This window comes from Cytobacillus sp. NJ13, assembly GCA_030348385.1.
Taxonomy (GTDB): Bacteria; Bacillota; Bacilli; order Bacillales; family Cytobacillaceae; genus Cytobacillus.
This window is the reverse complement of sequence record JAUCFP010000006.1, coordinates 2,117,237-2,139,656: the sequence shown is the minus strand read 5'-3', so window position 1 is coordinate 2,139,656 and position 22,420 is coordinate 2,117,237. Positions and strand designations below refer to the sequence as shown.

The window sequence follows — 22,420 nt, the reverse complement described above, 5'->3', positions numbered from 1 at the left end:
CTGATTGAAGTTTCACTTTACTGGGTAAAGAAAATAATAAGAAAATTCAGGGGGTAAAAAATGGTTTGGTTAGAAACTAAGAAAGTATTTATTGTTTTGATTGGCGCGATACTGAACGCGATTGCGATGAATTTTTTTCTGATACCTGCCAATGTATATGCGAGCGGTTTTACAGGGGTGGCGCAGCTCTTATCAAGCATTCTGGGGGATTTTGGATCAACAGGGATCCTGCTTTTCATTCTAAATATTCCTGTCACCATTTTAGCCTGGAAAAAGGTTGGAAGGTCGTTTACCATTTATAGTTTTCTAAGCGTATTCTTAATGTCTTTTTTCCTGGAAATTATACCGGTAATTCATGTATCAAAAGATATTTTGCTAAATGCAGTTTTTGGAGGTGTCATTGCCGCTGTAGGTGTAGGGATAACACTTAAATGGGGGGCTTCCACAGGAGGAATGGATATCATTGCGATGGTATTGTCCCGAATGAAAGACAAGCCTGTCGGTACATATTTTTTCACACTTAACGCCATTATTATAATAACTGCCGGTTTTTTATATGGATGGGAAAAAGCCTTATACACACTTGTTACCCTTTATGCCTCAACCAGGGTCATAGATGCTATTCATACAAGACATGAGAAACTGACAGCACTGATTATAACAAAAAAATCGGAAGAAATGAAAAAAGCCATCCATGACCATCTTGTCAGGGGGATTACAACCATTCCTGCAAAGGGGGCTTTTACAAATGAAAACAAGGAAATGATGATGATTGTCATCACACGCTATGAGTTATTCGACCTTGAAAGAATTATAAAAGAAGTGGATCCGAATGCCTTTACAAATATTGTCCAAACAGCTGGTGTATATGGTTTCTTTCGCAGGGATTAAATGAAAGGAGGGATGATGGATGCTTCGGCTTTTGGCGGTTGCAGCTATGATTATCTTCACTATGCCTTTGCAAAGTTTTGAAGCTTCTAAAGAGGAAATGCCATTTGATTTTAAAGTAATACCTCAAGCAGGACTGGAAAATATGGAGATAGAATTGCTTTTGAGGAATACTGCCAGTTACCCATTGAACTTTGAGTTTAGAACTTCCCAATTTTACCAAGTGGATATATTCAATCAAAAAGGCCAACAGGTATACTCATCTTCAGAAGGAAAAGCATTTTTACAAGCTATACAGACCATTCCCATCAAACCCGATGAAAGCAAGGTGTGGAAAGAGCAGTGGGATTATAGGCACAAAGGCGAAAGAGTTCAGGAAGGGGAGTACATTGTAAAAGCTAAGCTTCTGGCATCAAACTTAAATGGCAAAGAATTGGAGACAATAGTCGAATCAGAAGCATCTGTATATATCCCAGGACAAAATTCTTCCTTCCGCCATGCTAAGGTTACTGGAGCGAACGGCGAATATACAGTATCAATAGAAGGGCGTCCAAAAAGCGGAAAGATATGGTATACAGTTGATGATGGCCATAATGAACTGCAGGCTGAAAAGGACGTATCAGCACTTTCAAATGACTGGGAGAGCTTTAAGATAAATATAAACATTCCTGCTGATAAACTGCCTGAAAACGGATCAGTGATTTTGCATTTATATGAAAAAAGCCATGAAGACGGACAAATTATTAATTCCTTTCCTGTTATCCTGGAAAGGAGGTAAAAAAGAAGCTGGCAGCCATCGGGGCTGCCAGCTTCTTTTTAGCGATTCTGCGAATATTGTTCAAGCTCCTGCTGCATCTCCCGCAGCTGTGCCTGTTCAGCCGCAGTAGAGTTGGCAAACGCGGAACTTAAAGCATTTTTCGCGCGGGAGACAGTTTCTTCGCCTGCAGAATTTTTAGCTATTTCCACATATTTTCTGGCTTCCTGAAATAACCTGTTTCCCATCGTTATATTCCTCCGAGGGATGATTCTTTCACATTAGCTAATTTTTGGGCTTCCGCCTCTGCATAGGTCATGTGGTACGGGATACGTTCATCATGCTTGCTAACAGTATCAACACCCTGTTGAACGAAGCGTTTTGATTTATTACGTTTACCCATTCGAATCCCCTCCATGAAAGAGTTTGAAGCAGCATTGTGCTGCTCCATCCTTTAGTATGCTCTAAAGGAATGATTTAAAAAGGGGATTTAATGGACTGATTACTATTTAATTCTTTTTGTTCATTTGCTTATAGTGATTTAAGGTTTAATAATTCATTTAGATAGATTCCGATTCCATCTTCCTCGTTGGTTAAAGTGACTTCATTGGCAATATTTTTCACCTGGTCAATAGCATTGCCCATGGCAATCCCGTAGCCTGCAAATTCAAGCATTTCAAGATCATTGTCTTCATCACCGAAAGCTATGATCCGCTCAGGCGGTATTTGGAAGTAATCAGCTGCTTTTTGAAGGCCAACGGCTTTATTCAGCCCTGTTTTGACGATTTCTATGACATGCCATGGAGCCGCCCAGCGACGGTGGTCAATCACTTCGGCATGAACTTCAGAAAGATGATTTCTGATGGTCTTTACATGCTCCTCATCTGTATGGATCAGCATGCTTGTCGGATTATCATTGAGATAATTGCGCAAATCTCCAGTCGTAATTTTTGGATCACCAAAACCGAAGATATCCAGAAGCTTTTCATCATGGTAATGCAAGTAAACATCATCTATAACTTCTGCTACAATATTATGAACTGTATAGCTATTAACGGCTTCGACAATTTCTTTTGCTACGTTCATTTGCAGTGGTGTGTGGTAAACTCCCCAATTATGATCTTTAGGATGATGTATGTAAGCGCCATTGAAATTGACAATAGGCGTAGTCAATCCCAGTTCACGATAGTAAATTTCGCTGGAGCGAAATGGCCTTCCGGTGGCAATCATCACTTCGTGTCCTTGTTCCCGTGCCTTTTGAATAATCATTTTAGTTTTAGCTGAGATGGTTTTGTCATCTTTTAATAATGTGCCATCAAGGTCCAGTGCAATTAAATGTTTTTCTGCCATAAGATCTCCTTTTAAGCGCTCAGCACTTTTTAATAAGAATAAAACTGCAGTTAGCGGACTGCAGCCAATTGCTTATCTTGAAGTATGCCCCGCTTTTCTCTTAAGTGTAAAGGTTTTGGAAAAAAAAAGTCTACATGTTAAACTGAAAATATAGAAAGAATTAACATTAAGTCAAGTGCTTAAGCTTTTACAAAATCATTTTATACATATATGTTATCAATATTATTATAATTTTGTAAAAAAATTCACTTTTGCCCTATAGATTTAGGAGGAAGAACTGTGGTTGTTATTGAACATAAGCATATCAAAGAAATTCCTGTTCTTGAACTCGCCAGACAGGATGTAAAAGGGGGACGCTTGCCTTTTATTATTTTCGTTCATGGCTTTACGAGTGCCAAAGAACATAATCTGCATTATGCCTATCTGCTTGCTGAAAAAGGGTTCAGGGTGGTGCTTCCGGATACCCTATTTCATGGGGAAAGATCTGAAGGTTTATCAGGCAGCGATTTAAATTTCAAGCTATGGGATATTGTTCTGAATACCATTGCGGAATTGAAAATAATCAGGGATGTCTATGAGGAGGCAGATTTGATCGACCAGGGAAGAATAGGGCTTGTGGGCACATCCATGGGAGGAATAGTCACTTTGGGCGCCTTGACCCAGTATGAGTGGGTCAAAGCTGCAGTAAGCCTTATGGGTATGCCGTATTATGAAAAATTTGCTCAGCTTCAGCTGGATGAATTGAAGAAGAATAATATTAAAATTCCGCTTTCCAATGAAGAACTAGCAGATCTGCTGGGAACTTTAAGGGAGCGGGATCTAAGTCTTCAGCCTGAAAAGCTTGTCGGAAGACCGCTCATGTTCTGGCATGGCAAAAAAGACCCGGTTGTGCCTTATTCCTATACATACCAATTTTATGAGACCATCCAGTCCTTATATAGTGACTCACCTGAAAACCTCATGTTTATATCAGATGAACAGGCGGGTCATAAAGTAAGCAGGGAAGGTTTGCTGGAAACGGTAAAATGGTTTGAAGAACATTTATAGCCAACATTTTTTTCAATTAATAAAAATATTTGTTAAGATAGAGTTAAAGTAAAAAATAGAAGGAGTGCTGCAGTTATGGACCAGGATTTAAAAGATAGCATTATGGGAGCACTTGAGCTTGTAGTTGACCCTGAGCTTGGAATAGATATTGTAAACTTAGGCTTAGTATATGATGTGAAAATGGAAGAGGAAGGGAAAGCCGTTGTAGATATGACTCTTACTTCCATGGGCTGCCCTTTGGCAGGAACAATTGTTGAACAAGTAAAGTCAGCATTGGCTGATATTCCTGAAGTAAAGGACACTGAAGTGAACATTGTCTGGAACCCGCCTTGGTCTAAGGACAGAATGTCCCGGTATGCAAAAATTGCACTTGGTGTACAATAAGATTGAATCTTAAAAATAGCAGGGGTATTTCCCTGCTGTTTTTTTTGTGCCCTTGTCCTGATGCCTTTTTGCACAACTCTATAAATTCTCTGGAAATGATCATTTGTATGTGAGGTAGTTCACTTATTTAACATGCCGATTATCCTATAATAACGATGGAAAGACAAAATATAGTTTGCTTTGCGTTGATGAAACAGCCAGGACCTGAGCCTGTTAAGGAGGCATTTCAAATGGGATTTGATAGAGATTTTAATAAAGACCCTTTTATTGTGATATGGGAATTAACAAGGGCATGCCAGCTAAAATGTCTGCATTGCCGTGCGGAAGCGCAATACAGGAGAGATCCGCGAGAACTTTCTTTTGAAGAAGGGAAGTATTTGATTGACCAAATTAAAGAAATGAACAACCCTATGCTTGTTTTTACTGGTGGAGATCCATTAATGAGACAGGATGTATTCGACATTGCCGAATATGCCGTAAAAAAAGGTGTGCGTGTTTCGATGACGCCAAGTGCCACACCAAATGTAACAAAAGATGCTATTGAAAAAGCCAAAGAGGTCGGTTTAGCTCGATGGGCTTTCAGCCTGGATGGCCCAAATGCAGAAATCCATGACCATTTTAGAGGAACTTCCGGTTCCTTTGATTTAACGATTGAAAGGATAAAATATTTACACGAGCTTGAAATTCCAGTCCAGATTAATACCGTTATTTCGCGTTATAATATCGATTATCTTGACGAAATGGCTAAGGTTGTAGAAGAACTCAAATGTGTTCTTTGGAGTGTGTTCTTCCTCGTCCCAACAGGTAGAGGGCAGGAAAAAGATATGATTTCTCCGGTTGAACATGAGAAGGTATTTACATGGCTCTATAACTTAAGCAAGAAAGTTACTTTCGATATTAAGACAACAGCTGCCCAGCATTACCGCCGAGTGGTCATTCAGCAAAAAATGAAGGAAGCGAAGGCCCAAAATGAGGACATTCAATATCTCGATGCACTTACACAGCAAGGGCTAACGGGTTCTATTGATGGTTTAGGCAGGGCTCCTAAAGGAGTAAATGACGGAAATGGATTTGTTTTCATTTCACATATTGGGGATGTTTATCCCAGCGGGCTGCTGCCTGTTAAAGCAGGGAATGTCAGGGAACAGCCACTCGCTGTAATATACAGGGAATCGCCAATTTTTAAAGACCTTAGAAATCCTGATAAATATAAAGGGAAATGCGGACAATGCGAGTTCCGATATGTATGCGGGGGATCAAGGTCACGTGCATTTGCCATGACAGGGGATTATATGGAAAGCGAGCCGTTTTGTGTTTATATTCCAAAGGCACTTAGAAAGAAGGAGGCAAAATCTTAAAAGAAAGAGGAGTGCAGTTCGGATGCACTCCTACTCGATGCTGCAATATACGGCAGGGCAGTTTTCACAGCCTATTTCATTTTTTAAATATTGAAGATCTTTGACTGTGATTTTTCCATTTAGAATGGTGATGATGCCGTCTTTCTTCAGTTCACCCAGTATCCGGTTGGTGCTTTCCCTGGAGGTGCCGCAGAAATTCCCAAGCTCTTGATTCGTAAGGGGCAGATCAATGAGTATGCCGTCCTTAACCTTTATGCCATAGCTGTTAGTCATTCTGATAAGAGTTGAATATAGGGCACCTTTTTTTCCATTAAGGACGAGATCTCTAAATTTGGTCTGTGTATTACGGAAGTGGTCGCTCATCCATTTCATAAATTCATAAGCCAATGTACTATTTTTAAAAATCTCCCTTTCCAGGACAACTTTTTTTATCACAGCAACTTCACCAGCTTCAAGAACTAAAGCATTCAATAAATATTTAGGGTCACTGGTAAATAGGGTCAGCTCACCAATGATTTCATTTTCTCCGCATAACCTGAAGGTCAGTTCTCTGCCATCTGCTGTTATCTTGCTGATTTGTATCTTGCCTGAAAGTATAATATAAAGCTCATCAGCATCCATGCCTTCCTGAAAGATGTAAGCCCCTTTAGAGGTTTTCATACGCCGGTCTGCGAAATGAAGAAGCTCTTTAATCTCTATGGAATGTGTTGGTTTAATGGCTGTACGAGCCATGTTAATCCTCCTTCATAAAACAACTGTCTTTTTTCACAATAATATCATCTGTATAGTGAAAACATTGCCGGCTTTTGTGTCTTTATTGTGGCATTTTCTATTGAAATGGCGTGGCTTTGCCATGATACAAACAATTCCCTATTAACATAGAAACGATTGTATGCTCTAATAGTAGAAGCCCTTAATTTGAGATACTGGGTTATTTCTGTTATTTTAAGGGAAAGGCTAAAATATACATCTGTATAGAAAGCTTATTTAAGTCACTCTTTATATGGAGTTGAACAAAATGGCTAAAACAATTGTTAAAGATAAATTGAATAGACCTTTAAGAGATCTTCGCATCTCTGTCATTGACCGCTGTAATTTCCGCTGTCAATATTGCATGCCGGCAGAAATTTTTGGGCCGGATTTTGCTTTCCTTCCAAAAAACGAGCTCCTGAGCTATGAAGAAATTGAACGGCTGGCTAAAATCTTTGTAAGCCTTGGAGTGGAGAAGATCAGGTTAACAGGCGGAGAACCCCTTATGAGAAAGGACATGCCTAAACTTGTAAAAATGCTTTCAGACATTGAGGGCTTAAAAGATATAGGGTTAACCACAAATGGTGTATTGCTGCCCAAACATGCGAAAGATTTAAAGGAAGCAGGACTGGTGAGGGTTAACATCAGTCTTGACAGTCTGAATGATGAGCTGTTTGGAAAAATAAACGGACGCAATGTGGGTGTCAAACCAGTTCTTAAAGGGATCGAGGCAGCAAAAGAAGCAGGGCTTGGCGTCAAGCTTAATATGGTCGTTAAAAAAGGCCTGAATGATTCTGAAATTGTCCCAATGGCTAAGTTCTGCAAAGAAAACGGTTTACAGCTCCGCTTTATTGAATACATGGATGTCGGCAGTACAAACGGCTGGAAGATGGACGAGGTTGTTACCAAAAAAGAAATTTATGACATTTTAAAGGAACATTATTTATTGGAACCGGTAGATCCTGATTATTTCGGAGAGGTTGCCAAGCGATACCGTTATAAGGGCACGGATGTGGATGTTGGGTTTATTACATCTGTTTCTGAATCTTTCTGTTCAAGCTGCACACGTTCAAGATTGTCAGCGAACGGCCAAATTTTTACATGCCTATTCAATGGAGAAGGGCATGATCTGAAGGAATTTATGAGAAAAGGCGCCACTGATGAAAAAATTACCGATCGGATTATTAATATTTGGAATGGCAGAAAAGACAGATATTCAGACGAACGGACTGAAGAAACCATTGCCAGCAGGAAAAAAATTGAAATGTCCTATATTGGAGGATAAAAAAAGCGTGCTTTGCTTTGTCATGAGAAATGGACATAGCGGGGCAGGCTTTTTATTTTGTATTCTAGACTGCCAAAAAATCTGCAGCCGTTATTGGCTGCAGATCGTAATGTTTATATATATCGTGGAAATAGAATGTTATTCTCAAGGTGAACATGCATGAAGGTTTGGCTTTCCAGATCTTCCAGCCGCTTATACACAAGACGGTAAGAGCCGCATGCATCTGTTGGAGGAGTAAAATCAGATGTAATTTCCCTCAATTCCTTTAAAATTGAACCTGCATGATCATGCTCTTTCTCTAGCTCCCGGATATAGCTGATGATTTCTTCACGATTTTCAGCCTGAGGGTCTTCAAGTTTCAGAAGCAATGGAAAAACAGACTCTTCTTCTTTAGAAGTATGTTCAAGAAGCTCGTGCTTCAGCTCAAAAAATAATTGATGGACTTTTAAAAGCTCCTCATGGCTTTCTCCATGAACTCTTGAAACCTTTGTTACATATGGGCTTAATAGTGAAAGTTCCTCCTCAAGAGGACGATGATACCGTTTGATGACATGTTCAATAATGTCTTCTGATGTACTGTCGGTCCAAACCTCTATATCATCGGGTTGGTTTTCCTTCTGAATTACCTCCTTCAATTCTTTAATCAGAACATCCATATCGACAGACTGCTCTGAAACTGCACGCACCAGCGGAATATTTCCACCGCAGCAAAAATCAATGCGATGACGTTTAAAAACATCACTTGTTTTTGGAAATTCATTTACAATATCTTTTACCAGACGGTTTTCTGTCAGATGTATAGTCATTGAATTTTCCTCCTTCTATCTTGTGAACTATCTTTAGAATAAATGAATATCCTTTTTAATTTGGTGACGGGCATCACACTTGAAGCCATTATTTAAAATTTTTATAGAAATCATGCACATGCAAAAACGGATTGTGTGATGATTGTCATGTTATGGATTTTCATGTACGTTTATAATAATTGAATAGAAAAGGCATTAAGAAAAGTACATAGGAGCTGATATAATGCTGGAAAAAAGAACTCCCATTCCTGTTGGGGAAGCAGTAAAAAGAATCATGGCCTATCAATTAAAAGGAAGTGCAGAATACATATCCATTAATAAAAGCAACGGCCGTTTTCTGGCAGAAGACTTAAAAGCGACCCAAGATGTCCCGCATTTTGATCGATCACCATATGATGGATTTGCCGTTCGTTCAGCAGATACAAAGGAAGCTTCAATGGAAAATCCTGTAGTATTTGAGATAGTAGACCACATTGGCGCCGGACATGTGACATCCAAAAACATTGGTCCATTCCAGGCCGTGAGAATTATGACTGGTGCGCAAATGCCTGAAGAATGTGATGCCGTTGTAATGCTTGAACTGGCAAAAGCATATGAAGAAGACGGTAAGAATTTTATGTCCATTAAACGCACCTATAATCCTGGAGACAATGTTTCCTTCAAGGGCGAAGATGCGAAAGAAGGAGATTCGCTGGTTAAGAAGGGGACAAAAATCAATCCTGGAATTCAGGCTATTCTTGCTACTTTTGGCTATGCCGAAGTGCCGGTTGCAAAGAAGCCTGTTATCGGATTATTTGCAACCGGCACTGAGTTATTGGAAGTGCACGAACCGCTGCAGCCGGGGAAAATCAGAAACAGCAACGCCCATATGATTACAGCGCAAATTGAAAGGGCTGGGGCGGAAGTTGTTTATTATGGAAAGCTCCCTGACGAATTTGATACTTGTTTCAATGCTGTGAAAGAAGCATTGAACAGTGTGGCTATGCTGATTACTACGGGCGGTGTATCTGTGGGCGATTTTGATTATCTTCCGGGCATTTATGAAAAGCTTGGGGCAGAGGTCCTTTTCAATAAAGTTGCGATGCGGCCCGGCAGTGTGACTACAGTTGCCCAGCATGAAGGGAAGCTGCTGTTTGGACTTTCCGGAAATCCTTCTGCCTGCTATGTCGGGTTTGAGCTTTTTGTAAGACCGATCATCCGGAAAATGCTGTTCTCTGAGAAACCGCATTTAAGAAAAGAAACAGCAGAGCTTGTGGCCGAGTTTCCAAAAGCAAACCCTTTTACACGATTTGTCCGGACGGCTGTGAATTATTCAGGAGGCAGACTGGTTGCTGCGCCAAGCGGAGTGGATAAATCAAACATTGTGATGAGTCTCGCAGGAGCGAATTCGCTTATGATCCTGCCAGGCGGAACTAGAGGCTATGGCAATGGCGACATTGTTGAAGTGCTATTGCTTGAGGATCATGAAGGAAGCAAATGGCCATGGTAAAGGAACCTGTTATTTTTCAGGTATCCGGCTATCAAAACAGCGGAAAAACAACATTGGTAAATAAATTAATCTCTGGATTAAAAGATAAGGGCCTTTCTGTCGTTACCATTAAGCATCATGGACATGGCGGCAAACCCGAAACCCCAGGAGGAAAGGATTCCAGCATTCATATTGAATCTGGAGCAGCCGCTTCACTTGTTGAAGGTGGCGGCAGACTGCTTTTACAAGCTGAGAAGAAAAGCTGGAGCCTGGAGGAGCAGATCAGGATTGCCTTGCAGCTGCAGCCCGACGTCGTGCTTATTGAAGGTCATAAAAAGGCTTCATTTCCTAAAGCACTCCTGCTCAGAAGTGATGAAGATCTGCACCTTATGGAGGACCTGACAAATATCTGTGCACTCTTCTGCTGGGAAGATAAAGTGATTAAGCACAAGACTGCAGATTTGGAAACTCCTTTTTTCAGCATCCGTGATCCTAAAGGCCCTGAGTGGATTATTGAGTATTTAGTGAGCGAAAGTAAGAAAAGGAGATAAGAATATACAAAACAGTCCAATCTATTTTGGGCTGTTTTTAATAATTTTCTAAAAAATGAACGTTTTGTGGCGATATGCTTATCAGTGATGATCTTCACTTATTATTTACCGGGAAAAGTATATATTATAGGCAGAAAGCAGCGGGGAGGTATTATAGATGAAGTTATTTACGCCGAAACAGCATGGAGCCTGGGCAATGCTGATACTGCCATTTTGGCTCGGAGCGGCTGCTTCTGATATTATTTGGTCCCATATCCCGTTTTTTTTAGGATGGATATTACTATATCTGGCTACTTATCCGGGCCTTCTTCTTTTTAAAAGAAAAAGAATGGCTTTTTATGCGAAGTGGACTTCTATTTATCTGGTTCCGGCTATTTTGCTGCTATTAATTCCTTTACTGGTAAGGCCATCGATTATCATATTTGGACTTCTTATGATTCCTTTTTTTATTATTAATGCACGCTATTCGTCTAAAAATAGAGATAGGGCATTAGGTAACGACTTTAGTGCCATTTGTGCATTTTCAATAGCTGGCCTTGCGAGCAGCTATTTGCCGCATGGGGAAATTACACCGCTGGCCTGGACAGTATTTGCAGCTTCCATTTTATTTTTTGCCGGAAGCACCTTCTATGTAAAATCAATGATCAGGGAAAAGAAAAACATTTCCTTCAAATGGATTTCGTGGATCTTTCATGCTGCGGTACCGATCCTCTGGCTGCTGGCAGGCGGATGGATTGTATCTGCAGCGTTTCTTCCCAGCCTTTTTCGGTCCATTGCATTTTATGGAAAATCATTTACACCTAAAAAAATTGGCATTTATGAAATTGCTAATGCAGCCATATTCTTTTTCATGTTATTACTTGCCATACACACTTAAGGACCGGCCTGACCAGGCCGGTTTTTCAATTTATCCAGAAATAACTGTGCTAAGTAAAAATAAAAATTAGAAATCTTTAAAACTTCAGTAAAATAGGTTGCAATTTTTCTTCCCAGTTTCTATAATAAGAGGAACATAAATTCATAAATATGTATATAAATGATTAAATATACAAAAGTGTGTGGAAGGAGCAATTATGAACGTTTCAATTATCGGAACTACCGGATATGGGGGTGCGGAATTGCTCCGTATCCTAAAGCAGCATCCGGAATTTAACATTAAATCGATCCATTCAACGAAAGAAGATCTCCCCATTTGGAATGAATATCCCCATCTATATGAAATCATTGACGAGAAATTACAGGGGATTGATTCAGGCCAAATAGCAGACCAGTCTGATATTGTTTTTCTGGCAACGCCATCTGGAGTATCAGGGAAACTTGCTGAAAATTTTTCAGGCAAGAATATAAAGGTAATTGACCTTTCCGGTGATCTTCGAATCCCTGCTCAAGCTTATCAGGAGTGGTATAAACACGCTCCTGCAAACCAATCTCTTGTAGAAAAAGCAGTATATGGGCTTCCTGAGTGGCATCATGACGAAATAGCAACCGCAGAAATCATATCTAATCCTGGGTGCTATCCAACAGCTGCTCTGCTAAGTCTTGCACCAGTTGTAAAAGAAAATTTAATAAAACAAGATAGTGTTGTTGTCGATGCAAAATCCGGGGTGTCCGGGGCAGGAAGGGGACTTTCAAGAACAACAAGCTATGCAGAAGCAAATGAAAACCTGCGGGTTTATAAGGTAAATCAGCATCAGCATACACCAGAGATCGAGCAGCAGCTGATAAAATGGAATTCCGCCTTAAAGCCGATCACATTCACGACCCATCTTCTTCCTATAACAAGAGGCATTATGACAACCAGCTATGTTCAGCTGACAAAAGAATACACTTCTTCTCAAATTCTTGAACTTTATCAATCAGTCTATGAAAAGCAGCCATTTATTCGAATTCGTCCCGAAAATTCATTCCCTTCCGTCAAAGAGGTCGCAGGCTCTAATTTTTGCGACATAGGTGTCCATGTGGATTCAAGAACTGGCAGACTGACAATAGTTTCAGTGATTGATAATTTAATGAAGGGTGCTGCCGGGCAGGCTGTACAAAATGCCAATATAATGAGCGGATTGGATGAAGCAGCAGGTCTCGGATTTGTTCCGCTCTATCCATAAGGAGGAAAGATAAATGCAATTAGTATCTCAAACTGTAGTAACAGAAGTGCCTACCGGAAGCATCATATCACCGAAAGGTTTTACAGCAGCTGGTGTTCATGCAGGGCTGCGTTATTCAAAAAAGGACTTAGGAATTATATTAAGCGATACGCCTGCACATTGTGCAGCTGTCTATACAACAAGCCATTTCCAGGCTGCCCCTCTAAAGGTTACACAGGAAAGCATTGCAGCAGAAGGCCTCATTCAGGCTATCATTGTAAATAGTGCATGTGCCAATGCCTGTACAGGGGACCAGGGTCTAAAAGATGCTTATCAAATGAGAAAATCAGCTGCAGATAAATTCAATTTAAAGGAACAGCATGTGGCGGTTGCCTCTACTGGTGTCATTGGGGAGTATATGCAGATGGATAAGATAGAAGAGGGCATTAAGATACTGCAGCCCGGCCATGAGGCTTTACACTCAGAGGAATTTCAAACAGCCATATTAACAACAGATTTAGTGATGAAGAAGTGCTGCTATTCGGCAGTCATCGATGGGAAAACAGTTACAATGGGCGGTTCGGCAAAGGGTTCTGGAATGATTCATCCCAATATGGCAACAATGCTTGCGTTTATCACAACAGATGCAAATATAGACTGCAGCGATTTGCAATTTGCTTTAAAACAGGTTACCGATCGAACGTTCAATCAGATAACCGTTGATGGAGATACTTCAACAAATGATATGGTAATGGTCATGGCTAATGGAACCAGCGGTATAAATAAACTTTCGCCGGACCATCCAGATTGGGATGTATTTATACAGATGCTTTCCCAAACAAGTGAGAGTCTTGCCAAACAGATTGCAAAAGATGGCGAAGGAGCAACAAAGCTGATAGAAGTGGAGGTATCGGGGACAAAAACAGATGATGATGCAAGAATGATTGCAAAGCAGATTGTCGGCTCGAATCTTGTTAAGACTGCTGTATATGGAGCGGATGCCAATTGGGGCAGAATTATCGGGGCAATCGGACAGAGCCAGCCGGATATTGATCCGTCTTCGGTAGATATCGCTATCGGACCTATAGTCATGCTGAAAAATAGTGTTCCACTGGCATTTTCTGAAGAAGAAGCAAAAGAGTACTTATCCAATGCCGTCATTCAGATTACTGTGGATCTTCATCAGGGAGCAGGCAAAGGAAAGGCCTGGGGATGTGACTTATCCTATGATTATGTCAAAATCAATGCAAGCTATCGTACCTGAGGGGGATGCCTTTTGAAAAGTATAGTCATTAAGTGTGGAGGCAGTGTGATGGAAGAGCTGGGAGAAGCTTTTTTTGATAGTCTTTTAGTGTTGAAGAATGAAGGATACCAGATTGTTTTTGTTCATGGAGGAGGCCCGGCAATTAACAGCATGCTGGAACTTTATAACATTCCTCATGAATTTGTCAATGGGCTAAGAAAAACGACTCCGGAAGTTCTGGAGGTAGCAGAGATGGTCCTGTCAGGACAATCCAACCGCAAACTTACCTCGATGATCGAACTGCATGGATTTAGAGGGTTTGGCGTAAATGGAAGTGATGCAGGATTACTAAAGGGAGAATTTATCAATCAGGATGAGCTTGGACTGGTTGGTGAAATAACGGCTGTTAATCAGTCAGTACTGGAAATGTTATTTAACGAAGACCTGATCCCTGTCATTACTCCTATTGCAGCTGCAGAAGGCGGCACGAAACTTAATATCAATGCCGACTATGCTGCGGCAGCCGTTGCCAATGCCATTAAAGCTGAACATTGCATCTTTGTAACGGATGTAAAAGGAATTTTCATCGACGGCAGCCTCTCTCCCCAGCTTGACGAGGATGAAATTGAACAGCATATTAACGATAAAAAAATTACAGGCGGAATGATCCCAAAAGTTACCTCTGCCTTGAAGACAATCAGCAAAGGGCTAAATAGCGTAATGATTGTATCAGGAAAAGAAAAGTTTTATGAGGAAGGCAAATGGATCGGTACAAATATATCTGCCAAGAAGGAGGTCTTAACTTGAGTAATCTATTTCCAACGTATGCCCGGTGGGAAGTGGAGCCGGAAAAAGCAGAAGGAAGCTATCTTTTTGATAAAAATGGGAAGCGCTATTTGGACTTCACCTCAGGGATCGGAGTCTGCAATCTTGGTCACCGTCCAGCAGCAGTACAAAAATCAATCAATGAACAGCTGAATAAATTCTGGCATGTTTCCAATTTATTTATGCAGGATCAGCAGGAGGCTGCAGCAAAGACTCTCTCTGAAGCTGCGGGCATGGACCTCGTATTCTTTGCCAACAGCGGAGCAGAAGCAAATGAAGCAGCGATTAAGCTTGCAAGAAAAGCTTCGGGACGGAAAAAAATCATTACTTTTCAGCAATCATTCCACGGGAGAACCTTCGCCACTATGGCTGCAACGGGCCAGGAAAAAATTAAAAAAGGCTATGGTTCCATGCTTGAGACTTTTAAGTATGTTCCTTTTAATGATATTAATGCATTGAAGGATGAGATTGATGCGGAAACAGCGGCCGTAATGCTGGAAATTGTACAGGGTGAAGGCGGGATTCACATTGGGAATCAGGAGTTTTTAACAAAAGCTGAGCAGCTTTGCAAAGAATATGGAGCGCTGCTGATAGTAGATGAAATTCAGACCGGCATTGGCAGAACAGGTAAAGCATTTGGATTTCAGCATTTTGACCTTACTCCCGATATCGTAACCGCAGCTAAAGGCCTGGGAAGCGGATTGCCAATAGGCGCTGTGATTGGAAAAAAAGCATTAGAAGGAGTATTTGGGCCAGGAAGCCATGGATCAACATTTGGCGGGAACCCGATCAGCATTGCAGCAGCTATTGCTACCATGAACACAATATTTGATGATGATTTTTTACAAGGCGTTAAGGAAAAAAGTGCATATCTTGCTGACAAATTGGCAGAATCGCTTGAACTGCTTGCAGCTGTTAAGGAGATTCGCTATCTTGGTTTGATGGTCGGTATTGAATTAGATATTCCTCTTCCATCATTGTTAAAGGAATTAAGAGCCAATTGCTTGCTGGCATTACCTGCAGGAGAAAATGTTTTGCGGCTGCTGCCTCCGCTGACAGCATCAAAATCAGAAATTGATGAAGCGGTACAAGTTCTGCAATCCACACTTAAGGAATTTTCAAAATCAGCTGTGTAGGCTGTATTATTTTTCAAATGAATGAATAAAAATTAATAAAGTTATATAAATATACAGATAGCTTCGAGGTGTTGATAATGGAAGGATACCTTCATTTAAATAGCGGCCATTCCTATAAGGGCCAATGGCTGACGGATCAGCCTGAAAAGGATATAGAAGGGGAAATCGTTTTTTTTACAGGAATGACAGGCTACCAGGAAGTATTGACAGATCCCTCTTATAAGGACCAAATTATTGTATTTACGTATCCTTTAATCGGAAATTACGGAATAAATGAGTCTGATTTTGAGAGCAAGAAACCTCATGTGGCCGGGGTTATTGTATATGAAGGAAGCAGAAATCCTTCGCATTACAAATCGGCTTATTCGCTTCAGGAATACCTTCAGAAATGGAATATCCCATTATTAGGGCATATGGATACCCGTTCCATTGTAAAGAAAATCCGTTCAGAAGGCAGCATGCCGGCAAAAATGTCTTCTTCGGAAACGGCAGCCGCCGGATTGCTGCTTCCAAAGGATGAAAAAGTTTGTAAAGTATCTTCACAAACTATGGAGTGCTTTGGAGAGGGCGGCATTCATATAGTTGTCATTGATTTTGGAGCTAAAAAATCAATTGTGGATTCTTTGCTGAAAAGAGCGTGCAAGGTTACATCTGTTCCTTATAATACAAGCTTTGAACAGATAAAAAAACTAAATCCAGACGGTGTGGTGCTTTCAAACGGGCCTGGAGATCCAAAAGAATTAAAAAGCATCCTCCCGGAATTAAAAAAGGTGCTGGAGCAGTATCCGGCATTGGGAATTTGCCTTGGCCACCAGCTGTCTGCTTTAGCATTTGGAGGCAACACAAAGAAACTGTCCTTTGGCCATAGGGGTGCCAACCACCCGATTGCGGACATGAAGAAGGGCACAGTCTTTATGTCATCACAAAATCATAGCTATGTGGTTGATGAAGAAAGCATAAAAGATACAGGGTTTAAGACCCGCTATGTAAACCTTCATGACCAGTCAATTGAGGGACTAATGCATAAGGCGCTGCCAATCCATACGGTGCAATTCCATCCGGAAGCCCATCCGGGACCAGCGGATGGTGATTATATTTTTGATGAGTTTATGAACATGATTCAAGAGGAGAATAGGAGAGTTTTCGCTTATGCCTAAAGACACCAGTATCCAATCCATATTAGTAATCGGCTCCGGCCCGATTGTCATCGGGCAGGCAGCAGAATTTGATTATGCAGGAACACAGGCCTGCGCAGCATTAAAGGAAGAAGGCTATAAGGTTATCCTTGTGAATAACAATCCGGCTACCATCATGTCTGACAGAGCTTTTGCAGATAAAGTCTATTTCGAGCCGATGACAGCTGACAGTCTTGAGAAGATTATAAAAAAAGAACGTCCCGATGGCCTGCTTGCCACACTGGGAGGCCAGACAGGATTGAATCTTGCTTTTAAACTGAGTGAATCAGGTGTGCTTGAACGTTATGGAGTGAAGCTTTTGGGCAGCAGCATTGAATCCATTAAGAAAGGTGAAGACCGGGAAGCTTTTCGTAAGCTGATGAACGAGCTTAACGAACCTGTTCCTGAAAGCATCATTGTCCATGAAGTAAATGAAGCCATCCAATTTGCAAGCGAAATTGGATTTCCAATTATCGTACGTCCAGCTTATACTCTTGGCGGAACAGGCGGAGGCATAGCAGGAGATTTTGAAGAACTGACGTCTCTGGTGAAGGGCGGCTTAAAAGAGAGTGCGATCAGCCAATGCCTGGTTGAAAAAAGCATAGCAGGATTTAAGGAAGTAGAATATGAGGTCATGCGGGATTCAAAGAATACGTGCATCACTATTTGCAATATGGAAAATATTGATCCCGTTGGGGTTCATACTGGTGACTCAATTGTTGTCGCACCTTCACAAACCTTAACAGATGATGAGTACCAGATGCTGAGATCAGCATCAATTAAGATCATTTCAGAGCTTGGCATTATTGGAGGGTGCAACATTCAGTTTGCCCTTGATCCGCATAGTAAGAATTATTACTTGATTGAAGTAAATCCCAGAGTCAGCAGATCATCTGCCCTTGCTTCCAAAGCAACAGGCTATCCCATTGCCAGAATGGCTGCAAAGCTTGCAGTCGGGTATACATTATCGGAAATTATCAACCCTGTAACAGGAGATACTTTCGCAAGCTTTGAACCAGCTCTGGATTATGTCATCGTTAAGTTTCCCAAATGGCCATTTGATAAATTTCCTTCTGCAGACCGCAAACTCGGAACTCAGATGAAAGCAACCGGAGAAGTAATGGGCATTGACCGGAATCTGGAACGGGCTCTCTTAAAGGCAATCCATTCACTTGAAGTGAAGGGAAATGATTTGAAATCACCTGGCTTATCAGCTAAATCGATTGCATCGCTTGAGGAACTGCTGTTAAAGCAGACTGATGAAAGATTTTTTATCGTGGTTGAATTACTCCGGAGAAATTACTCATTGGATGCTTTACACTCTATCACGAAAATTGATTATTTCTATCTCAATTTACTCAATGAAATGGTAATACTGGAAAAACAAATTTCGGCCTTAACACTTGATAAAGCAACAATAGAAGAGCTGCAGCTATTTAAGGAAAAGGGCTTCAGTGATAAGTTTCTTGCATTGGAATGGAAAGTTGCGGAGAAAGCAGTCAGGGACAAACGCAAAAAGGCTGGCATTCTTCCAGCCTATAAAATGGTTGACACATGCGCAGCTGAATTTGAAGCAAAATCAAATTATTATTACTCCAGTTATTTTGGCGAAAATGAACAAGTGAAGAGTGATAAGAGGAAAGTACTGATTATCGGAAGCGGCCCCATCAGAATTGGCCAGGGCATTGAATTTGATTATTGCTCCGTTCAGGGAGTGTTTGCTCTGAAAGATGAAGGCGTTGAGACAATCATGATCAATAATAACCCGGAAACGGTAAGTACGGATTATACAACAGCTGACAGGCTTTATTTTGAACCGCTAATTCTTGAGGATATCTTGAATGTGATTGAAGCAGAAGGAATTTCAGAAGTCATTGTGCAGCTTGGCGGGCAGACAGCACTGAATCTGGCATCCGAACTTGAAGCTTATGGCGTTACCCTGCTTGGAACTGACTCAAAAACCATTGATGCATTAGAGGACCGGAAGCTTTTTTATCACCTATTGGATGATTTGAATATCCCGAGGATAAAAGGAGATGTTGTCCACACAGAAGCAGAGCTAAAAGAAGCAGCCGAAAAAATTGGATTCCCGATTCTTGTCCGTCCATCCTATGTTATAGGCGGCAGAGGGATGGAACGTATTGCTTCATCATCTGAGCTGGAGAGTTATTTAACGAAAGGTGATGTCCCATATCCGATTTTAATTGATCAATTCGTTCATGCATCAGAAGCTGAGCTTGATCTGGCAGCAGACGGAAATCATATCTGTGCACCTGCAATTATGGAGCATATTGAAAAAACGGGTGTTCACTCTGGCGACAGCATGTCCGTTCTCCCGCCGCAAAATCTTTCAGAAAATGTCCAAAATAAAATGCTGGCCTATGCAAAAGCCATTGTGCAAAAGCTCCAGTATAAAGGACTCATGAATATTCAATATATCGTTAATGGCGAAGAGGTATTTATTCTTGAAATAAACCCCCGTGCGAGCAGAACAGTACCAATTATCAGCAAGGTCACAGGCGTGCAGCTGGTGGAGATTGCGACAAAAATATTGCTTGGGAAATATAATTTGTCGAAAGATGAAATGCCGGCTGCGGCGAAACTCCCATTTGTATGTGTGAAATTCCCGGTTTTCTCAAATTATGCTTTGAAGGGATTGGACAGCAAGGTAGGTCCTGAAATGAAATCAACAGGAGAGGGGATTTCACTGGCACCAAATTATGAGGCAGCAATCAGAAAATCTTTCCATGCTGGTTTAAATGGTGCTAAAGGCAAATGTGTCGTAATAGCAAACTCTCCAGAAACAGAAGAATTAACTCAATATGTTAATCAGGCTAAAATTGTGCCTGTTTTTCTGACTCAAGAAAATATGGACTGGAATGCCCAGGAAACCTTCGCTTTATATAATCCTGGCATGAGTGAAGAAGATAAGAGAATGAGAGAAATGGGAATCAAAAACAGAATTTTGACTTTCAGTGAAAAAGAAACGCTTATTGCATTATTAAAATCAATGTCAGCAGGAGAATGGGATGTTAAGTCCATTGAAGATTGGCAGGGCATTAAAAATAATATTGGAGAAAAGGAAGTGGGCGTCTTATGATTTCAATTCAGGCCTCTGATAAGCTGTTAAATTTGAAAGGAAAGGATTTTCTAACACTTGCAGACTTTTCATCAGAGGAGATTAAGGGGCTGCTGGAAAAAGCAAAGCAATTAAAAGAAGCTCATCTGCAGGGTGCAGAAACTTCCATCCTAAAAGGCAAAATTCTTGGCATGATTTTTGAAAAGTCTTCTACACGTACAAGAGTTTCCTTTGAAGCAGGGATGCTGCAGCTTGGGGGCCATGCCTTATATTTAAATAGCCAGGATCTGCAGCTTGGAAGAGGAGAAAGCATTGCGGATACAGCTAAAGTGCTTTCACAGTATGTTGATGCGATTATGATTCGCACATTCTCTCATGCGAAGATTCAGGAACTGGCTCATCATGCGGACATTCCGGTTATTAACGGCTTGACCGATCTTTATCATCCATGCCAGGCTCTTGCCGATCTCCTTACAATCGAAGAGAAAAATGGGGAGTTAAAAGGCCAAAACCTCGTATATGTGGGAGATGGCAATAATGTTGCCCATTCTTTAATGATTGCTTCTGCCAAGATGGGGATAAATATCACGATTGCCTGTCCTGAAGGATATGAACCAGATAAAACTGTTCTCCAGCAATCACAAGAGTTTGCCGAACAAAGCGGTTCAAAGGTAATCGTAACATCTAACCCTGAAGAAGCGGCTGCTAATGCAGATGCCATCTATACAGATGTCTGGACGAGCATGGGACAGGAAGCTGAGAATGAACAGAGGCTGAAAGATTTTGCTGATTATCAGGTTAATGAATATCTTGTCCAAAAAGCCAAAAAAGATTACGTCTTTTTGCATTGCCTGCCTGCCCATCGCGGTGAAGAAGTTACAGCGGGAGTCATTGATGGAAATAATTCTGCTGTCTTTCAGCAGGCTGGGAACAGACTTCATGTTCAAAAAGCCATTCTTTCAGAGATATTATAATGAAAAGCCTTCTCAGCGCTGAGAAGGCTTTTTCATTAAGATAAGAAATAAACAAGCGGTCCAACAATAAAACAATAAATCGCAAAATACTTCAGGTTCCCTTTAGCCATAATATTCATAAACCATTTCAGGGAAAAGTAAGATGCAGCCAGTGAGGCAATAAAGGCAATTGTATAGGGAAAAGCCAATTTGGATAAATTGGGATCCGTTAGTATGTCGTTAAAACCAAGTATCATTCCGCCGGCACTTACCGGAATGTATAAAAGGAAAGAAAACCTTAAAGCTGTCTCCTGTTTCATCCCAAGCCCCATTGCGGCTACAATGGTAGCACCGGAACGGCTGATTCCCGGTATCAGGGCGACTGCCTGGGCAAGACCTACAATGATTGCATCCTTATAAGATAATTCAGCATCATTTTTCCGACCGCGTAAATTACGGATCAGCCACAGTGCAAGTCCTGTCACGATAAGAGTAATCCCAACTGTTTTTATATTTGCAAGGTGCTTATCGATAAAATCCCCGAACAAAATGCCGATGACACCTGCAGGAATGGTTCCAATAATCAAGTAAATGATAAACCGAAAGTCTGATTCGGCCTGTTTATCTTTAGTTGTAATGTATGCAAGGCCATTTCGGATCAGTCTCATAATATCTTCCCTATAGATAAGCAGAACAGCTAATAATGAGGCGGTATTTACAAGGAGGGCGAAGCTAAGACCTTTGATGTCAAGGCCGAAAAAATGCTGGGCAATCTCGAGGTGCCCGCTCGATGAAATTGGAATAGGCTCTGTGAGTCCCTGAAACAATCCCAAAAACAAATATTTAAGCAATGTCAGAAAATCAGTCACAAGTAAATCCTCCATAATGAAATCTCATACCTCCCCATTTAACTATAAACAGGACGGCAGAGTAAAGTGATATCCTTTTCATTGCTTTTAAGCGATGCCAATAGTTTCCCTCATGAGAGATGCAAGAGTGGAAATAATAATAAGTGATTTACGATTAAAGGAGGTATTCAGCATGGGGCAAAACAGACAATTTAAGCCTGGCCAGAAAGCGCCTAATAATGGAATTTATATAGAAATTGGCGAAACGGGAAGTAACGTCAATAATCCTCAAGTGCTTAAAATGAGAGCTGGAGACCAATTTCCGGAAACATCCAATCATAACCGGATTTGGACGTATAAAAGAAAGCCTTGATTTTGATTATTTACCAAGAAGACGGGGAAATAGTATAAAAAATAGAGCCATCCAAATTGCGGA

The 22,420-nt window shown here is 41.0% G+C and carries 23 protein-coding genes; 17 read left to right on the top strand and 6 right to left on the bottom strand.

Annotation, left to right across the window (positions count from 1 at the left end; all coding sequences use genetic code 11):
* Positions 1-60: 60 nt before the first annotated feature.
* A complete protein-coding gene (locus QUF73_10390; GenBank protein MDM5226627.1) occupies positions 61-891 on the top strand; it encodes a YitT family protein in 831 nt (276 codons plus the stop codon).
* Between the two features lie 19 nt (positions 892-910).
* Complete coding sequence (locus tag QUF73_10385) at positions 911-1,666, top strand: BsuPI-related putative proteinase inhibitor (GenBank protein ID MDM5226626.1); 756 nt, start codon at positions 911-913, stop codon at positions 1,664-1,666.
* Between the two features lie 38 nt (positions 1,667-1,704).
* On the opposite strand, the gene QUF73_10380 is transcribed toward QUF73_10385, so the two are convergent.
* The 3 genes from QUF73_10380 to QUF73_10370 form a co-directional block, all read right to left on the bottom strand.
* Positions 1,705-1,890: a DUF3813 domain-containing protein gene (locus QUF73_10380; protein ID MDM5226625.1), complete on the bottom strand. Its 186-nt coding sequence runs from the start codon at positions 1,888-1,890 to the stop codon at positions 1,705-1,707.
* A gap of 2 nt (positions 1,891-1,892) precedes the next feature.
* Positions 1,893-2,045, bottom strand: coding sequence for a hypothetical protein (locus QUF73_10375; GenBank protein MDM5226624.1), 153 nt, complete (start codon positions 2,043-2,045; stop codon positions 1,893-1,895).
* A 128-nt stretch (positions 2,046-2,173) separates the two neighbouring features.
* Positions 2,174-2,992, bottom strand: coding sequence for a Cof-type HAD-IIB family hydrolase (locus QUF73_10370; GenBank protein MDM5226623.1), 819 nt, complete (start codon positions 2,990-2,992; stop codon positions 2,174-2,176).
* 279 nt (positions 2,993-3,271) lie between these two features.
* On the opposite strand from QUF73_10370, the gene QUF73_10365 reads away from it, so the two are divergent.
* From QUF73_10365 to QUF73_10355, 3 genes are all read left to right on the top strand, one after another.
* Positions 3,272-4,039, top strand: coding sequence for an alpha/beta fold hydrolase (locus tag QUF73_10365; protein ID MDM5226622.1), 768 nt, complete (start codon positions 3,272-3,274; stop codon positions 4,037-4,039).
* A 75-nt stretch (positions 4,040-4,114) separates the two neighbouring features.
* Positions 4,115-4,423, top strand: a complete 309-nt coding sequence (locus QUF73_10360) for a metal-sulfur cluster assembly factor (protein MDM5226621.1) — start codon at positions 4,115-4,117, stop codon at positions 4,421-4,423.
* A gap of 230 nt (positions 4,424-4,653) precedes the next feature.
* On the top strand, positions 4,654-5,781 hold the full coding sequence (locus QUF73_10355) for a TIGR04053 family radical SAM/SPASM domain-containing protein (GenBank protein ID MDM5226620.1): 1,128 nt from the start codon (positions 4,654-4,656) through the stop codon (positions 5,779-5,781).
* 30 nt (positions 5,782-5,811) lie between these two features.
* Here the strand turns inward: QUF73_10355 and QUF73_10350 are convergent, their stop codons facing one another.
* On the bottom strand, positions 5,812-6,513 hold the full coding sequence (locus QUF73_10350) for a Crp/Fnr family transcriptional regulator (GenBank protein MDM5226619.1): 702 nt from the start codon (positions 6,511-6,513) through the stop codon (positions 5,812-5,814).
* Between the two features lie 286 nt (positions 6,514-6,799).
* On the opposite strand from QUF73_10350, the gene moaA reads away from it, so the two are divergent.
* The gene (moaA, locus tag QUF73_10345; protein MDM5226618.1) at positions 6,800-7,816 is read left to right on the top strand and encodes a GTP 3',8-cyclase MoaA; all 1,017 of its coding nucleotides are present in this window, start codon (positions 6,800-6,802) and stop codon (positions 7,814-7,816) included.
* 113 nt (positions 7,817-7,929) lie between these two features.
* On the opposite strand, the gene ric is transcribed toward moaA, so the two are convergent.
* Positions 7,930-8,622 carry an iron-sulfur cluster repair di-iron protein gene (gene ric, locus QUF73_10340; GenBank protein ID MDM5226617.1) on the bottom strand — a complete coding sequence of 231 codons (693 nt, stop codon included), beginning with the start codon at positions 8,620-8,622 and terminating at the stop codon, positions 7,930-7,932.
* A 223-nt stretch (positions 8,623-8,845) separates the two neighbouring features.
* Between ric and QUF73_10335 the strand changes: the two genes are divergently transcribed.
* From QUF73_10335 to argF, 10 genes are all read left to right on the top strand, one after another.
* A complete protein-coding gene (locus QUF73_10335; GenBank protein MDM5226616.1) occupies positions 8,846-10,111 on the top strand; it encodes a molybdopterin molybdotransferase MoeA in 1,266 nt (421 codons plus the stop codon).
* On the top strand, positions 10,099-10,641 hold the full coding sequence (gene mobB / locus QUF73_10330; protein ID MDM5226615.1) for a molybdopterin-guanine dinucleotide biosynthesis protein B: 543 nt from the start codon (positions 10,099-10,101) through the stop codon (positions 10,639-10,641). Before QUF73_10335 ends, mobB begins: the two co-directional genes overlap by 13 nt.
* A 157-nt stretch (positions 10,642-10,798) precedes the next feature.
* The gene (locus QUF73_10325) at positions 10,799-11,518 is read left to right on the top strand and encodes a YwiC-like family protein (protein ID MDM5226614.1); all 720 of its coding nucleotides are present in this window, start codon (positions 10,799-10,801) and stop codon (positions 11,516-11,518) included.
* A gap of 196 nt (positions 11,519-11,714) precedes the next feature.
* Complete coding sequence (gene argC / locus QUF73_10320; GenBank protein MDM5226613.1) at positions 11,715-12,746, top strand: N-acetyl-gamma-glutamyl-phosphate reductase; 1,032 nt, start codon at positions 11,715-11,717, stop codon at positions 12,744-12,746.
* A gap of 13 nt (positions 12,747-12,759) precedes the next feature.
* Complete coding sequence (argJ, locus tag QUF73_10315) at positions 12,760-13,989, top strand: bifunctional ornithine acetyltransferase/N-acetylglutamate synthase (GenBank protein MDM5226612.1); 1,230 nt, start codon at positions 12,760-12,762, stop codon at positions 13,987-13,989.
* A 12-nt stretch (positions 13,990-14,001) separates the two neighbouring features.
* Positions 14,002-14,775: an acetylglutamate kinase gene (gene argB / locus QUF73_10310; protein MDM5226611.1), complete on the top strand. Its 774-nt coding sequence runs from the start codon at positions 14,002-14,004 to the stop codon at positions 14,773-14,775.
* The gene (locus tag QUF73_10305) at positions 14,772-15,929 is read left to right on the top strand and encodes an acetylornithine transaminase (protein ID MDM5226610.1); all 1,158 of its coding nucleotides are present in this window, start codon (positions 14,772-14,774) and stop codon (positions 15,927-15,929) included. Before argB ends, QUF73_10305 begins: the two co-directional genes overlap by 4 nt.
* 77 nt (positions 15,930-16,006) lie before the next feature.
* Positions 16,007-17,086, top strand: coding sequence for a carbamoyl phosphate synthase small subunit (locus QUF73_10300; GenBank protein MDM5226609.1), 1,080 nt, complete (start codon positions 16,007-16,009; stop codon positions 17,084-17,086).
* Positions 17,079-20,204: a carbamoyl phosphate synthase large subunit gene (locus tag QUF73_10295; GenBank protein MDM5226608.1), complete on the top strand. Its 3,126-nt coding sequence runs from the start codon at positions 17,079-17,081 to the stop codon at positions 20,202-20,204. Before QUF73_10300 ends, QUF73_10295 begins: the two co-directional genes overlap by 8 nt.
* Positions 20,201-21,157 carry an ornithine carbamoyltransferase gene (gene argF, locus QUF73_10290; protein ID MDM5226607.1) on the top strand — a complete coding sequence of 319 codons (957 nt, stop codon included), beginning with the start codon at positions 20,201-20,203 and terminating at the stop codon, positions 21,155-21,157. The genes QUF73_10295 and argF overlap by 4 nt, the downstream gene beginning before the upstream one ends.
* Before the next feature lie 35 nt (positions 21,158-21,192).
* Here the strand turns inward: argF and QUF73_10285 are convergent, their stop codons facing one another.
* Positions 21,193-22,020 carry an undecaprenyl-diphosphate phosphatase gene (locus QUF73_10285; protein MDM5226606.1) on the bottom strand — a complete coding sequence of 276 codons (828 nt, stop codon included), beginning with the start codon at positions 22,018-22,020 and terminating at the stop codon, positions 21,193-21,195.
* Positions 22,021-22,177: 157 nt separating this feature from the next.
* Here QUF73_10285 and QUF73_10280 point away from each other — a divergent pair, with 157 nt between their 5' ends.
* The gene (locus QUF73_10280) at positions 22,178-22,357 is read left to right on the top strand and encodes a YjzC family protein (GenBank protein MDM5226605.1); all 180 of its coding nucleotides are present in this window, start codon (positions 22,178-22,180) and stop codon (positions 22,355-22,357) included.
* Positions 22,358-22,420: the final 63 nt, after the last annotated feature.

Bases quoted from the DNA above. Each gene is read 5' to 3' on its own strand.
- QUF73_10390 (MDM5226627.1), top strand. From the start codon at position 61: ATGGTTTGGTTAGAAACTAAGAAAGTATTTATTGTTTTGATTGGCGCG.
- QUF73_10385 (MDM5226626.1), top strand. From the start codon at position 911: ATGCTTCGGCTTTTGGCGGTTGCAGCTATGATTATCTTCACTATGCCT.
- QUF73_10380 (MDM5226625.1), bottom strand. From the start codon at position 1,890: ATGGGAAACAGGTTATTTCAGGAAGCCAGAAAATATGTGGAAATAGCT.
- QUF73_10375 (MDM5226624.1), bottom strand. From the start codon at position 2,045: ATGGGTAAACGTAATAAATCAAAACGCTTCGTTCAACAGGGTGTTGAT.
- QUF73_10370 (MDM5226623.1), bottom strand. From the start codon at position 2,992: ATGGCAGAAAAACATTTAATTGCACTGGACCTTGATGGCACATTATTA.
- QUF73_10360 (MDM5226621.1), top strand. From the start codon at position 4,115: ATGGACCAGGATTTAAAAGATAGCATTATGGGAGCACTTGAGCTTGTA.
- QUF73_10355 (MDM5226620.1), top strand. From the start codon at position 4,654: ATGGGATTTGATAGAGATTTTAATAAAGACCCTTTTATTGTGATATGG.
- QUF73_10350 (MDM5226619.1), bottom strand. From the start codon at position 6,513: ATGGCTCGTACAGCCATTAAACCAACACATTCCATAGAGATTAAAGAG.
- moaA (MDM5226618.1), top strand. From the start codon at position 6,800: ATGGCTAAAACAATTGTTAAAGATAAATTGAATAGACCTTTAAGAGAT.
- ric (MDM5226617.1), bottom strand. From the start codon at position 8,622: ATGACTATACATCTGACAGAAAACCGTCTGGTAAAAGATATTGTAAAT.
- QUF73_10335 (MDM5226616.1), top strand. From the start codon at position 8,846: ATGCTGGAAAAAAGAACTCCCATTCCTGTTGGGGAAGCAGTAAAAAGA.
- mobB (MDM5226615.1), top strand. From the start codon at position 10,099: ATGGCCATGGTAAAGGAACCTGTTATTTTTCAGGTATCCGGCTATCAA.
- QUF73_10325 (MDM5226614.1), top strand. From the start codon at position 10,799: ATGAAGTTATTTACGCCGAAACAGCATGGAGCCTGGGCAATGCTGATA.
- argC (MDM5226613.1), top strand. From the start codon at position 11,715: ATGAACGTTTCAATTATCGGAACTACCGGATATGGGGGTGCGGAATTG.
- argJ (MDM5226612.1), top strand. From the start codon at position 12,760: ATGCAATTAGTATCTCAAACTGTAGTAACAGAAGTGCCTACCGGAAGC.
- QUF73_10300 (MDM5226609.1), top strand. From the start codon at position 16,007: ATGGAAGGATACCTTCATTTAAATAGCGGCCATTCCTATAAGGGCCAA.
- QUF73_10295 (MDM5226608.1), top strand. From the start codon at position 17,079: ATGCCTAAAGACACCAGTATCCAATCCATATTAGTAATCGGCTCCGGC.
- argF (MDM5226607.1), top strand. From the start codon at position 20,201: ATGATTTCAATTCAGGCCTCTGATAAGCTGTTAAATTTGAAAGGAAAG.
- QUF73_10285 (MDM5226606.1), bottom strand. From the start codon at position 22,020: ATGGAGGATTTACTTGTGACTGATTTTCTGACATTGCTTAAATATTTG.
- QUF73_10280 (MDM5226605.1), top strand. From the start codon at position 22,178: ATGGGGCAAAACAGACAATTTAAGCCTGGCCAGAAAGCGCCTAATAAT.